Consider the following 12,135-nt stretch of genomic DNA (forward strand, 5'->3'; position numbering starts at 1 on the left):
GCTAATGCGCTGATATGATTTGTTTCCAGTTCATTACTGAAGTTAAAAAGAGGTTCATTTCCGCAAGCCATGCTTCGGTGACGCGGGTAAGTATTGCGCGAAAAAGCCCGTTTAGAAGGTGCTTAACCGCCTGTTAAGCCAGCGGCCTTGCAAGAAAATGAGAATCGGCGCTAAATGCGGTTTCATTGGCCTCACGGCGTTAAAATCGCATTTTCGAGATTTCCATGAATATGGCACCTACAATTGGTAAAGCAATTTCTGATGTCGACCAGCTGATCATCGGCCAGGCACAGGAACTGTCCGACAAGTTGAAGCAGCATCGCCTGGAAATGTTTCCGCCCCGTGCGATGAAAAGCCTGCGCGAATTCCAGCTTGCCGAGGTGGCGCGTTTCCTTGGCGTCACGAGCGGCTATCTTCGCAATCTTTCGCTGGAGGGCAAGGGGCCCCTGCCGCAGGTGACGCCATCCGGGCGCAGATCCTATACCGCCAGGCAGATGGATGAAATGCGGCTGTTCTTGGATCAGAATGCCAGAGGCAGCACGCGTTACGTCCCGCACCGCACAGGCAATGAACATCTGCAGGTCATCGCCGTCGTGAATTTCAAGGGCGGCAGCGGCAAAACCACGAGTGCTGCCCATCTCGCCCAGCATCTGGCGCTGACTGGCCACCGCGTTCTTGCCGTCGACCTCGACCCGCAAGCCTCGCTTTCGGCGATCCACGGCTTCCAGCCGGAATTCGACGTCGACGAAAACGAGACGCTTTATGCGGCAATCCGTTACGACGACGAGCGGCGACCGCTTAAGGAAATCATTCGCAAAACCAATTTTCCCAATCTCGACCTGGTTCCAGGCAATCTCGAATTGATGGAATTCGAGCATGATACGCCGCGCGTGCTTGCCCAGGGCAAAGCGAGCGACTACGGCCGCATCTTCTTTGCCCGCCTTGACGAGGCGCTGTCTTCCGTCGCCGACGACTATGATGTCGTCGTCATCGACTGCCCTCCCCAGCTCGGCTTCCTGACGATGAGCGCCATCTGCAGCGCAACCGCCGTGCTCATCACCGTTCATCCGCAAATGCTCGACGTGATGTCCATGTGCCAGTTCCTGCAGATGCTGGGCGAGGTGCTGAACACGCTGAAAGGCGCCGGCGGCAACATGAATCTCGACTGGTTGCGTTATCTCGTGACGCGCTACGACCCGCAGGATGGGCCACAGACGCAGATGGTCGCCTTCATGCGCTCAATGTTCCGCAATCACGTGCTCACAAATCCCATGCTGCGAAGCGTGGCGATTTCGGATGCTGCCATGACAAACCAGACCCTCTACGAGGTGGAGCGCAATCAGTTTACCCGCGCGACCTATGACCGCGCCATGGAGGCCATGAGCGCCGTAAATGGCGAAATCGCCGAGCTCATCCATAAGGCATGGGGGCGCAGATGACGGCGCACCGCTTGACAGCAACCAACCGTTCAACCGCCAGGAGGAGAAAGAATGGCACGTAAGAATATCCTCTCGGGCCTGATGGACGATTCCAAGAAGTTTACTGCCGTAAACAGCGAGCCCGTAAACGACCCCGATAAGCAGCAGATGAACTTCAAGGGAATTGGCGCGCTCGGTGCCGTTACCCGCAGTATCGATGCCCTTGCTGCAAGGGCTGACGCTGCGCGCGAAATCAAAGAAAGGCTCGCCCATGGCGAAACCGTGATTGATCTCGACACGGCACTCATCGAAGATTCCTTCGTCAGCGACCGTCTCGGGCACAATGATGAGCAGTTACAGGAATTGGTGGAAGCCATCCGCCTGCGAGGGCAGGATTCACCCATTCTTGTCCGCCCGCATCCGGAAAAGGATGGAAAGTTCCAGATCGCCTTCGGCCATCGCCGCGCGCGCGCTGCCAAGGAACTTGGGCGGCCGGTTCGCGCCGTCGTCAAGAAGCTTGCCGATCGTGATCATGTAATTGCCCAGGGACAGGAAAACTCCGCACGCGCGGATCTCTCCTTCATCGAACGGACGATGTTTGCCGACAAACTCGACAAGCTCGGCTTCGATCGGGAGACGATCATGGCAGCGCTCAACGCTGACAAGACGACCATCTCCAAGATGCTGTCGGTCACCCGGCGCATTCCGGCCGAGATTCTTTCGGCAATTGGCGCAGCACGCGCAACCGGCCGCGACCGTTGGCATGACCTTTCGGCGAAATTCGAAGAAGACAACGCTGCCGAGCGGGCGATGCTGTTTATCGAAACGCCAGCCTTTGAAGCTGCCGAGCCGGATGCCCGGTTCGACATGCTTGGCGCATTCCTCAGCAAGAAGCCGGCATCAGCCGTCCAGACCGCAACGCCGTCTTCGGCCGTGACCCAGTGGCAGCGCAGGGACGGCTCCGTCAAGGCGAAGATCAAGGATGACGGGAAGCAATTCACCATCGCGCTGAGGGCAGGGAAGGCGTCGGCCTTCGGCACCTATATCGCGGATAATCTCGATCGGCTCTACGAGGCGTTCGAGGATAGCAGGACGACAGGAAAGAACGGAGATCATTAGCAAAAGAAAAGGCCCCCGAACGTTGCCGTAGCGGAAGCCCTCTCTGATCTAGACACCCAGAGAATCACATTTCCGCACAACATAGTCAAGAGTCTCCGGCACCTATTTTCGGTGAGCTGATATCTTTTGCCTTGAAGAAGGCGAAGAAAATGGAAAGCGGAAGTGTGACGACGCCTTTTGGGCGGCGGCCGATGACACTTGGCATGCTCGCAAGTCAGGTCACCAGCCAAAAAATTGAGCCAGGCGCCTCAATCGATAAATGGAAAATCTATCGTGCGCTTTGTGAAGCCAAGCCTCTGCTCGATATATCCGACAGAGCGCTCACGGTATTGAACGCGCTTTTGAGCTTCTACCCGAAAGGCGAGCTTGCTGCAGATGACAGTCTTGTCGTCTTTCCCTCCAACACCCAGCTCTCACTTCGCTGCCATGGCATGGCCGAGCAAACGATCCGGCGGCATATGGCCGTCCTCGTCGCTGCCGGCCTCGTGATCCGCAAGGACAGCCCCAACGGAAAGCGCTACGCTCGCAAGAACCGCAATGGCGGGATCCACGAAGCTTTTGGCTTCTCACTCGCCCCTTTGCTTGCGCGCGCCTGCGAAATCGAACTCCTGGCCGCGAAAGTCTCTGCCGACCGCCTCTACATCCAAACGCTCAAGGAACGTCTCACGCTCACCCGCCGCGACATCTCAAAGCTTGTCCACGCAGCGATCAGTGAAGAGCTTCCCGGAGACTGGCAAGCGGTCAACACACGCTTTCACGATATCCTGAACCAATTGCCGCGCGCAGCTGGTGCCCATGCGGTTGCATCCACCTTGGATCTCCTCGACACATTGCGCGATGAAATCGTCAAGCGACTGGAAATACAAATTAAAACGGACAATCTGAGCGCCAATGACTCACAAAATGAGCGGCACATACAGATAACAGAATCCGAATCTAATCTTGATTCTGAAGCCGATGTTGAATCTGGAGCCCCTGAGTTGACTGCAGTAAACTCGCCAATGATCGATCCGGCAAACGACAGCGACGCTGAGCTCCCTCAACCACAGGCAAGAACCAACACCGTATCGACGATATTTCCGCTCTCCCTCGTCCTGCAGGCATGCCCGGAAGTGCGTAGCTATGGTCCTGCCGGAACTATCAGAACTTGGCAGGACCTCATTGCGGCAGGAGCTATCGTCAGTTCAATGCTTCATATCAGTCCCTCAGCATACAGGGACGCTTGCCGTGTCATGGGTCCGCAAGCTGCCTCAGCCGTGCTGGCCTGCATTTTCGAACGGTCGGGGACGATAAATTCAGCCGGCGGTTATTTGCGCGACCTCACGCGGCGCGCCCAACGCGGCGAGTTTGCGATCGGATCGATGTTGATGGCGCTTGCAAGGACACGGGAACATCATGACGCCCATCATTGAGTTGACTGCAGTAAACTCACACTTGACCGGCCCCAAAACGACAGCCCCGCAACCTTCGTCGGCCGACGCCGCATCCACGTTACTTCGGCTCTTCCTCGTTTGCCGGCACGCCCAACGGTGCGGGTTACGGCCCGGTCGGAACGATCAAAGCCTCGTAGGACATAATGCCCGCCGACGCGCTGATCGGCCAGACGCTGCAATCAGTACTTCAGATCCAACCATGCTGCTTCCTCGGATCTGCAATAGGCAAAGTGTACCCGCCTCCTTGATGCGGCAGGAGCGATCAACGGAGCCGACGGTGCGACCCTAAACGGCCTGAGGCAACTGATGGAGTTGCGATAGGATCGAAATTCGGAAGTCCGGCAGGGGTGGAGAAGCCGCAGGAGGCGCGTCACTCGTTCAAGCCCGAGAAATCAAGGCATCGCAAGGCCTGAAACAGGGGCCGCAGTGACCGAACGAAATGTCGTGATTGTTTCCGTTAGATGTTGAATAGTCTGTGATAACAAACTGTTAGAGATCGACTAAACTTGATCTGATCTCCCGGAAATCATGCTGCTATGGTACCTAAACGGGGCCTTATGGTCAAGGAAAGCATGTCGTCTAGCGCCGGAGATCGGCAAGATGCGACATCGAAGCATCCTTGCGGCAAAACCGGCGGGATGGACAGGTCGGCGCCAGCCTGGAAGCGGACATCGCTCCAGACGAGGGCCGTCCTTAACGGGTGAGATATTGGATGAAATGCCTGCCGTGAACCGCCGACTTCTCGATATGAGCCCGAACCCCGAATACATCCCGAACGAGCTCTTCGGTCAGAACCGCTTCGGGCGGCCCGGCAGCAACCACGCGGCCGCTATGCAGGACGGCCAGGCTATCGCAGAACATTGCCGCCAGATTGAGATCATGCAATGCGATAACGCTGGTGACCGGAAGCGTCGTGACGAGATCCAGCAGCTCCAACTGATGCTGGATGTCGAGATGATTGGTTGGTTCATCAAGCAGCAGTTCGGTCGGCGTCTGCGCAAGGGCGCGAGCGATGTGCGTGCGCTGACGCTCGCCACCTGACAGCGTGCGCCACAGCTGTAAAGCCTTGGCCGTCATGCCGACCTGTTCCAGTGCCGCATTGACGGCGTCTTCGTCCGTCCTATCCCAGGGGGAGAGCGCGCCTCGATGCGGTGTTCGCCCGAGGCGGACAACATCCTTCACCGAAAGGTCCGCATCGGTTGTCGCTTGCTGTTCGACCAGTGCGATACGCTGGGCAATCTCGCGACGCGCCAGCGTGCTGATATCGCTCTCGCCCAGTCTGATGACGCCGCTCTCAACCTGCCGCAGCCGGCAGATGAGACGCAGCAGGCTCGACTTGCCAGAGCCATTGGGTCCGAGCAGACCAAGCGTCTTGCCGGGCGCAACATCAAGGCTGACGCCATCGACGATCATTGTGCCGCCGGCGCACCAGGCGACGTTGCGCATCGATATGCTCATACCGGCCTCCTTGCCTTGTAGAGGATGAGGGCGAAGACAGGCGCGCCGAAAAGTGCCGTGACCACGCCAATTGGAAGCACCTGCTGCGGGATGATCGTGCGCGAGACGATATCGGCAAGTACCATGAAGATCGCCCCGATCAACGCTGTTGCCGGCAGTAACCGCTCGTGAGCCGGACCGACCAGAAAGCGCGCCGCGTGCGGAATGACAAGACCAACGAAGCCGATCGAACCGACGATGCTGACGACGGCAGCGGTCATCACCGCCGTCAGTCCAAGAAGGGTAAGACGCACGCGCCGTACCGGTACGCCGAGCGCTGCGGCAGAGTCCGTACCGAAGGCAAAGGCATCCAGCACACGTGCGTGAAGCATGCAGATGACAAAGCCGCCGCCGGCAATGGGGGTGACGAGCAAAACATCCGTCCAGCGCACGCCGCTGAGGCTCCCGAGCAACCAAAACATGATACCCCTTGCCTGCTCGGCATTGGCCGAGGTCGTGACGATGTAGGACGTCAACGCATTGAAGAGCTGCGAACCAGCAACGCCTGCCAGGATGATCCGATCGGCGCCGCCGCCTGCGCCTGCGGCCAAAAGGGAGACGAGACCGAAGGCTGCCACCGCACCGAAAAAAGCACCGGTGGAAAGCGTCAGCACGCCGGACCCGATGCCGAGGATCATGATGGCGACCGTGCCGGTCGAGGCGCCCGCCGAAATGCCAAGCACATAAGGTTCGGCAAGCGGATTGCGAAGCAGGGCCTGCAGCATGGCGCCCGTCATCGCAAGAGCCGCGCCGGAACTTGCAGAGACCAGGGCGCGGCTCAGTCGATAGTCCCAGATGATACCCTCATGGATCGGCTTGATTGCGAAGGAGGCGCCGAACATTCGGTTGGCAATAGCTTGCGCAATCGTCCGCAGCGGTATGACGATTTCGCCGATCGACACGGCGAGGCCTATCGCCAATGTCAGTGCAGCCATTGAAAGCAGGGATAAGGCGGCAAAGCCGCCCCATCCGTTACGTTGCCCGGCGTCTTTGCTCACTTCGCCAGTCCAAACTGCCGTATGGCTGCTGCAAGCCTCTCGATGCCGTCGACAAGGCGGATCGATGGGCTCATTGCCTGCGAGTCCATGACGACCACCTGCTTCTTTTCCACAGCGCTGATCCTGCTTGCCACAGGATCGGTGTTCAGAAACGTAAGCTTGATGGCCGGATCGTCGGCAACGTAGCGGCGACGATCCATCCCGGCGATGACGATGATTGCGGGATTGAGGCCGGCGACCGTTTCCCAGCCGACCAACGGCCATTCCTCGTTCGTGGCAATCACGTTCTTTGCCCCAAGGGCCTGCATGATATAGGCGGGCGCGCCGTTGCGGCCGGCCATGAAGGCTTCCCCGTCGACTTCCTTGCTGGAGAACCAGAATACGACCGGGATATCCCTTACCCTTGCCCCGGCAACGGATGCAATCGCCTTATCCTCACGTTCCTTCAGCCTTGCGACTAATGCCTCGCCGCGGTCCTGAACGTTAAAGATCGCGGCAAGTTCGGCGATCTCCTGATAGATGACCTCGGTCTTCAGCATTTCCTTGCGGACACCATCACCACCCGTCGTATTATCCTTGGCGGCGCAATCGGCCGGCGCGACATAGGTGTTGATGCCAAGCTTCGAAAACTGATCGTAGGTTCCAACCGAGCCGTTCGGGCCGACATGCCACTCGAACTCGGCAGCAACCAGGTCGGGGCCGGTTCCGACCACCGCCTCGAAGCTCGGATCATTGTCGGCGAGCCGCTTGATTTTGCTGTCTTCCGCGTCGAATTGTTTGAGCACTGGGCTGAACCAGACAGCCGTGCCCGTGATGCGATCCGCAAGGCCGAGCGACAGCAGGATTTCGGTCATCGCCTGGCCGATCGATACCACCTTGTCCGGCACTCTATCGAAGGTGATGGATCGGCCGCAATTGGCAATTGTCAGGGGGTAGGTGGTCGAAGCGGCAAAAGCAGGTGCAGAAATCGCTGAGGTTGCCAATACCGCGAAGGCAAGGCGCAGAATGAACCGCCGAAGTTTTGGATCGGATGACATGGAAACACTCATAGGGAATTGAGGATGCGTCGGCACGGCGGCCTGATCGCTCCGATGTTGATGGGAAACGCGCAAGGTGGCCGCCGCCATACGGGCGGGCGAGCCGTCCGGCACGACGGGCTTACCTGCAGCGACTATGGTTTATTGAAAAGAGCGATCCGTTCCGTCTCACGCGGAAGGGGTCTGCGCCGATTAGGGGCGGCAAAAGAAATCATCTCGTCTCCTGTTCCGGGCAACCCCGCCCGTTCAATTGGATCTCTCTTTGACGGCAGGTCTCCTGGCTCGCGGATATACACCGGACCATCTGCCTTCCCGTGAGAACGAGCTCACAGTGGCATGGCGCTTGGCGCCACGAGGATGATCGGCAATCCGCTTACAGTTGCGGGGGCAGCCACGGTCTTGGTCCCTTTTGGGTCGTCCGCACCGTGTTCCCTATTAATCCCCTCGGAGTCTACTTCGGGGAACCGTCGCGCTCAGTTATGCCGAGCGCAACAGTCACGTCAAGCCGTGGAGACAAGAGCGATCAATGGACGGCGCCTGATCCCCCGACGGCGACGATGCCGAAAGGCAGTCCCTCAACTGGAAGGGTTCGAACCTCTTTCATGGTCTCAATATCGATCATCCGCACAACGCTATGGCGAGGATCGGTGATGGCAATCTGATCGCCTGCAACTGCGAGCCGGGGGCGCGGATCGCGCCAGTGACCATCCTTGCTGTAAGGCTCGGTGACGCTTGCCGACGTCATGATCTGACCGCTTAGAATGTCGATAAGATGCAGTTGCCCGTCTTCGGTCAGTACATAGGCATTCTTGACCCGAGTAGGATCGAGCGCGAAATCGATACGGCGGGTCGGCAGGTCGACCAAGCGATACGGTTCGGTGCCGTCTGGGTCGATCAGGGCAATCTTGTCCTCGCCGTAGTTGCCCAGGAAAAATTGCATCACCTTACTGCCGAGCAAGGTCGTCACTTTTCCCTTCGGCAGCTTGTCGCCATATTCCAGCATTTTAAGTTGCACGGTCTGCTCCTTGCCAGGACGGGCAATCAGGACACCTTCCTCGCAGCCGAAGGCAACGAGCTTTGCCGAGAAGGCTTCTCCGTGCAGCGCCGTGCAGGGCGTGACGTCGCCGACCTGTCTTCCGTTTGCGCTTAGAACACGTAAACCCAGACGTGGCGGCAGTTCATCCGGTTTGGTTTCCGCCTTGGTATCGGGAACCGAGACCAGCATATTCCGCCCCATGGGCACGGCGACACCATGGTGAGGTGCCGTCGCGTCTATGAGCTTTTCGGATGCTGCGCCTTCCAGAAGACCTTCTTCGGAAACGAGCTTGGCTTTGCCTTCCCGATCGTAAAACAATACCACGTCGTCGCCATGCATGACGGCGTGGACCGGCCGTTTCCCGTCGAGTGTGGCTTGCAGCAGCAAAGGTGCGGATGTTTCCAGATCGCGATGCTCGCCATGGTCGGAAAGCGTCACGCCGGTTTTGATCACCTGGACGGTATTAGCTTCTGATTGAACGGCAAAAACAGTCTGGCCGGAATGACTGGCGGCCAGCGCCGCATAACCCTTTAGCCCAAACTCGCCGATCTGCTCACCGGTCTTGACGTCGAATGAACGAACCATGGGAGCCGTGTGGTCGGCGATGAACAGGCGCCATGTCTGCTTTTCCTCTTGAGCGGAGGCCGGATTCACCAAGAGGCTTGCTGCAAACGCTCCGGCCATCGTCAATCTGGGTATCATAGGAAATCCCTTTTCTGATATGTAATAACATTACATTCTCTAGCGGAGTTCCAGAAACATGTCCAGGCCGTCGGGGCCGAAGGCGATGTAGCGCTCGAGCTGCCCCCCACAAGCCTGCTGCGACCTATGTCCGACGCCGGCCGCGCGTTGGCTCGGCTCGACGAGCGCATCGCCCGCTCGCCAGTCGGGCAGGGTTTTGTCGAACGCTCGCATTTCGCCGACGCCTGCGCCTCGCTTTGGATCGACGGCGAGCTGGTTCATCTGGAAGACCTGGTGCTGCATGATGCCAGTCATGACATCCGCACGCCGACCCATGAACTGACCATCGCCCGCGACGTTCTGAAAACCCGCCGGCGGATTGCGGCCCAGCCGCATGGTTGGGCGCTTCAGTCCCGAGGGACTGCGAAACCTGCGCGGCCAGGGTCACATCGTCGCCGACGGCGGTGCCAGCGAAACAATTACCGTCGAAGGTGCTGCCGTGGCCGATGGCGAGCCGATACCCGCTGATGAGGCAGTGAACGGAGGAGGGGAGCGGAGCGATGCTTCTGATCCGCTCGCCACAGAGCTGGCGGCGATCGACGCGGTGCTCGCTCGCTCCGAGGCGGCGCTCACACAGGCTAGTGCGCCCAGCCGCGCCGGCGGCCGCGAAAAGGATCCATTCGCTTATGATCTGGATTGGGACGAGGACGAACGGCTCGGCGAATGGCGAGCCGTCCTGCGCGAGCTCGACAGTTCTCCACGCGTGCTGCAGGCGATTGTCGCCCTCGATGCCTGGAATGGTTTGGAGGTCCTGCAGCATGCGCCTTGGCTCGGCCGGCCGCGGGCAGCGTCATTGCTACGTCAGGCCGGCCTGACGACTGGAGGGCATCTGGCCGCGATCAATCTCGGCCTGAAATCCATTCCGGTCGATCGCCGCCGGCATCGCGACCGCGAAACCCCTTTGCTGGCGCTGCTCGCCGCCATCATCGCCGCGGCCGAGCTTGACCTCAATGAACACGATCGGCTGACGCTTGCCCGGCAGTCGATGGAGCGGAGGCTCACCGGACGGCGGACGTCGTCAAAACTGCCGCAGCTGATCGAGCTGGTGATGTCGAGGCCGCTCCTGTCAACCGGCATGGTCGCAAAGGCGATCGACGTCACGCCGCAAACAGCGGTCAGAATCGTCGGCGAGCTGGGCTTGAGGGAGATTGACGGGGAGGGAGAAGTTTCGGGCGTGGGGAGTGGTCTGAGTGGTCGGCATAGGGGCGTGGGCAACGCTGTGACAACCGTGAACAGTGAGTTATCGAGCTGCAGGCTGAACATGCGTAGCAGTGCCAGCGCACCCTAAACTTCTAAAAAGAAAGGGCATTGATTCTGGACCAAGATATGGTCTAGATATCTTACGTTATTGGACCTTTAAGTGGTCCGGAATAGGGAGCAGGCGATGCAGGTGTCCGTTACTGAAGCGAAAGGTCAATTGACAGAGTTGGTTCGGCGTGCCGAAGCGGGAGATGAGGTTATCTTGACCCGGCATGGCCATGCGGCAGTTCGTCTTGTTCCCGTAAAGACGGGGCCTGACAGAAGATCTCGTCGGGCGCTACTCGAGGCGGTTCGTACCGCCGCGTCCACGAAGGCGACGACCGGACCCAACGCAGCGCGTAGCCAGGATTTTCTCTACGGTGCTGATGGCCTTCCGGAATGATCGCCGTAGATACGTCGGCGCTGATGGCGATCGTGCTAGATGAACCTGAAGCGAATTTCTGCATCGGTGCGCTCGAAACCGAAGCCGACCTTCTAATCTCCGCGGGCACAGTCGCGGAAGCTCTCATCGTGTCTGCTCGGCGGAATGTTGGGGAGGAGATGGCACGCCTTATCGACGGGCTGGGCTTCGAAATTGTATCTCTTACGCCCGCTTCTGCGAGGCGGGTCGCCCATGCATATGAAATGTGGGGTAAGGGCGTCCATCCAGCGGGGCTGAATTTCGGGGACTGTTTCGCCTACGAAGTGGCGAAGGAACATGCTTGCCGCCTGCTCTTTGTCGGCGATGATTTTACGAAGACCGATATTGAAAGAGTTATCTGAGGGGCGATGGTGACAGAAGCGATGATATTGCCAGAAGGGTGGGTGATGACTACCGTCGCCAAGATTTGGGCGGTGCGACAGCGTTCGCCGGACCAACACACCGGACAATTTGCCACGAAGTACGTTCGTGCGGCCAACATCACGGCTAACGGAATAGATGTTGCCGACGTATTGGAAATGGATTTTTCGCCAGCGGAGCGTCAGGTATTTCAGTTTCAAGTCGGCGACATCTTGCTTGCAGAGGCGGCCGGCAGCCCCAAGCAGGTAGGGCGCGCGGCAATCTGGCAGGGCGAAATACCCGACGGCTGTTTTCAAAACACCGTTATTCGCGTTCGTCCTCACGCCGTTGTCCCTGAATTCGCCCTGCTCGTTTTTCGGCGTATGGCGGAAGTGGTGCCTTTGGGGAAGTGGCCCCGTGGGGTAGCCGACGGCTCCTCATCACAGACTCAGACCTTTGGCGACGCTGAAGGAAGCCGAAGTCGACATTCATCCAACATTTGTAGGCGTCAATAACAGCAAGCGCGGCAAAACCATCTTTGAGCGATGGTCCCAAGACATCGCTCAGGAGCCGTTGTTCATCGATGATCCCGTGATCGTCGGCCGCGCGGGACACCCCTTCGGAACAGATTAGTCCGACGACTGGATTTTGCTGTTTTCTCGTCCGGGAAACTGACGCCCTGCCTTGCAAGCGCGTGCCGATATTGCCCGTCGCTGGAAAGGATGGCAGACACGCCTCGATCCGGCACGACTGGTCTGTATTGACGCGACTTGGATCAAGACGAACATGGCCCACTCGATGGTTGGGCCCGAAAGGCAAGCGTTTTGCGCGGCTTT

The 12,135-nt window shown here is 58.8% G+C and carries 10 protein-coding genes, 2 pseudogenes and 1 riboswitch; of the genes and pseudogenes, 8 read left to right on the forward strand and 4 right to left on the reverse strand.

Going from position 1 to position 12,135, the window contains the following annotated elements:
- Window positions 1-224: 224 nt before the first annotated feature.
- The 3 genes from repA to repC all read left to right on the forward strand — a co-directional run bounded on the left by repA (window position 225) and on the right by repC (window position 3,949).
- Entirely contained in the window at window positions 225-1,439 is a 1,215-nt protein-coding gene (gene repA / locus ISN39_RS20995; protein ID WP_040116398.1) for a plasmid partitioning protein RepA, read from the forward strand.
- A gap of 51 nt (window positions 1,440-1,490) precedes the next feature.
- Entirely contained in the window at window positions 1,491-2,537 is a 1,047-nt protein-coding gene (gene repB / locus ISN39_RS21000; RefSeq protein ID WP_194730285.1) for a plasmid partitioning protein RepB, read from the forward strand.
- A 149-nt stretch (window positions 2,538-2,686) separates the two neighbouring features.
- Entirely contained in the window at window positions 2,687-3,949 is a 1,263-nt protein-coding gene (gene repC, locus ISN39_RS21005) for a plasmid replication protein RepC (RefSeq protein WP_194731849.1), read from the forward strand.
- A 714-nt stretch (window positions 3,950-4,663) separates the two neighbouring features.
- Here the strand turns inward: repC and ISN39_RS21010 are convergent.
- The 4 genes from ISN39_RS21010 to ISN39_RS21020 all read right to left on the reverse strand — a co-directional run bounded on the left by ISN39_RS21010 (window position 4,664) and on the right by ISN39_RS21020 (window position 9,222).
- Window positions 4,664-5,428 (reverse strand): ABC transporter ATP-binding protein, encoded by a 765-nt coding sequence (locus tag ISN39_RS21010; RefSeq protein ID WP_194730286.1) that lies wholly within the window; start codon window positions 5,426-5,428, stop codon window positions 4,664-4,666.
- Window positions 5,425-6,402: an iron ABC transporter permease gene (locus ISN39_RS21015; protein ID WP_246763491.1), complete on the reverse strand. Its 978-nt coding sequence runs from the start codon at window positions 6,400-6,402 to the stop codon at window positions 5,425-5,427. Before ISN39_RS21015 ends, ISN39_RS21010 begins: the two co-directional genes overlap by 4 nt.
- A gap of 59 nt (window positions 6,403-6,461) precedes the next feature.
- Window positions 6,462-7,502: an ABC transporter substrate-binding protein gene (locus ISN39_RS36500; protein ID WP_246763362.1), complete on the reverse strand. Its 1,041-nt coding sequence runs from the start codon at window positions 7,500-7,502 to the stop codon at window positions 6,462-6,464.
- Between the two features lie 249 nt (window positions 7,503-7,751).
- Window positions 7,752-7,986: riboswitch (cobalamin riboswitch) on the reverse strand.
- Between the two features lie 39 nt (window positions 7,987-8,025).
- Window positions 8,026-9,222, reverse strand: a complete 1,197-nt coding sequence (locus ISN39_RS21020; RefSeq protein ID WP_246763492.1) for a metallochaperone AztD — start codon at window positions 9,220-9,222, stop codon at window positions 8,026-8,028.
- Between the two features lie 144 nt (window positions 9,223-9,366).
- On the opposite strand from ISN39_RS21020, the pseudogene ISN39_RS21025 reads away from it, so the two are divergent.
- The 5 genes and pseudogenes from ISN39_RS21025 to ISN39_RS21045 form a co-directional block, all read left to right on the forward strand.
- Window positions 9,367-10,469, forward strand: a pseudogene (locus ISN39_RS21025) (RHE_PE00001 family protein).
- A gap of 194 nt (window positions 10,470-10,663) precedes the next feature.
- Entirely contained in the window at window positions 10,664-10,921 is a 258-nt protein-coding gene (locus ISN39_RS21030) for a type II toxin-antitoxin system prevent-host-death family antitoxin (RefSeq protein ID WP_194730289.1), read from the forward strand.
- Entirely contained in the window at window positions 10,918-11,301 is a 384-nt protein-coding gene (locus tag ISN39_RS21035; RefSeq protein ID WP_194730290.1) for a type II toxin-antitoxin system VapC family toxin, read from the forward strand. The genes ISN39_RS21030 and ISN39_RS21035 overlap by 4 nt, the downstream gene beginning before the upstream one ends.
- A gap of 6 nt (window positions 11,302-11,307) precedes the next feature.
- Window positions 11,308-11,814, forward strand: coding sequence for a hypothetical protein (locus ISN39_RS21040; protein ID WP_194730291.1), 507 nt, complete (start codon window positions 11,308-11,310; stop codon window positions 11,812-11,814).
- A gap of 172 nt (window positions 11,815-11,986) precedes the next feature.
- Window positions 11,987-12,114: pseudogene (locus ISN39_RS21045) on the forward strand (IS630 family transposase); the annotation flags it as partial.
- Window positions 12,115-12,135: the final 21 nt, after the last annotated feature.

Origin of the sequence: Rhizobium sp. 007, from assembly GCF_015353075.1 — a bacterium.
In the GTDB taxonomy this organism is placed as follows: domain Bacteria; phylum Pseudomonadota; class Alphaproteobacteria; order Rhizobiales; family Rhizobiaceae; genus Rhizobium.

Excerpts from the sequence above, each read along its gene's own strand:
- repA (WP_040116398.1), top strand. The coding sequence starts at position 225 with ATGAATATGGCACCTACAATTGGTAAAGCAATTTCTGATGTCGACCAG.
- repB (WP_194730285.1), top strand. The coding sequence starts at position 1,491 with ATGGCACGTAAGAATATCCTCTCGGGCCTGATGGACGATTCCAAGAAG.
- repC (WP_194731849.1), top strand. The coding sequence starts at position 2,687 with ATGGAAAGCGGAAGTGTGACGACGCCTTTTGGGCGGCGGCCGATGACA.
- ISN39_RS21010 (WP_194730286.1), bottom strand. The coding sequence starts at position 5,428 with ATGAGCATATCGATGCGCAACGTCGCCTGGTGCGCCGGCGGCACAATG.
- ISN39_RS21015 (WP_246763491.1), bottom strand. The coding sequence starts at position 6,402 with ATGGCTGCACTGACATTGGCGATAGGCCTCGCCGTGTCGATCGGCGAA.
- ISN39_RS36500 (WP_246763362.1), bottom strand. The coding sequence starts at position 7,502 with ATGTCATCCGATCCAAAACTTCGGCGGTTCATTCTGCGCCTTGCCTTC.
- ISN39_RS21020 (WP_246763492.1), bottom strand. The coding sequence starts at position 9,222 with ATGGCCGGAGCGTTTGCAGCAAGCCTCTTGGTGAATCCGGCCTCCGCT.
- ISN39_RS21030 (WP_194730289.1), top strand. The coding sequence starts at position 10,664 with ATGCAGGTGTCCGTTACTGAAGCGAAAGGTCAATTGACAGAGTTGGTT.
- ISN39_RS21035 (WP_194730290.1), top strand. The coding sequence starts at position 10,918 with ATGATCGCCGTAGATACGTCGGCGCTGATGGCGATCGTGCTAGATGAA.
- ISN39_RS21040 (WP_194730291.1), top strand. The coding sequence starts at position 11,308 with ATGGTGACAGAAGCGATGATATTGCCAGAAGGGTGGGTGATGACTACC.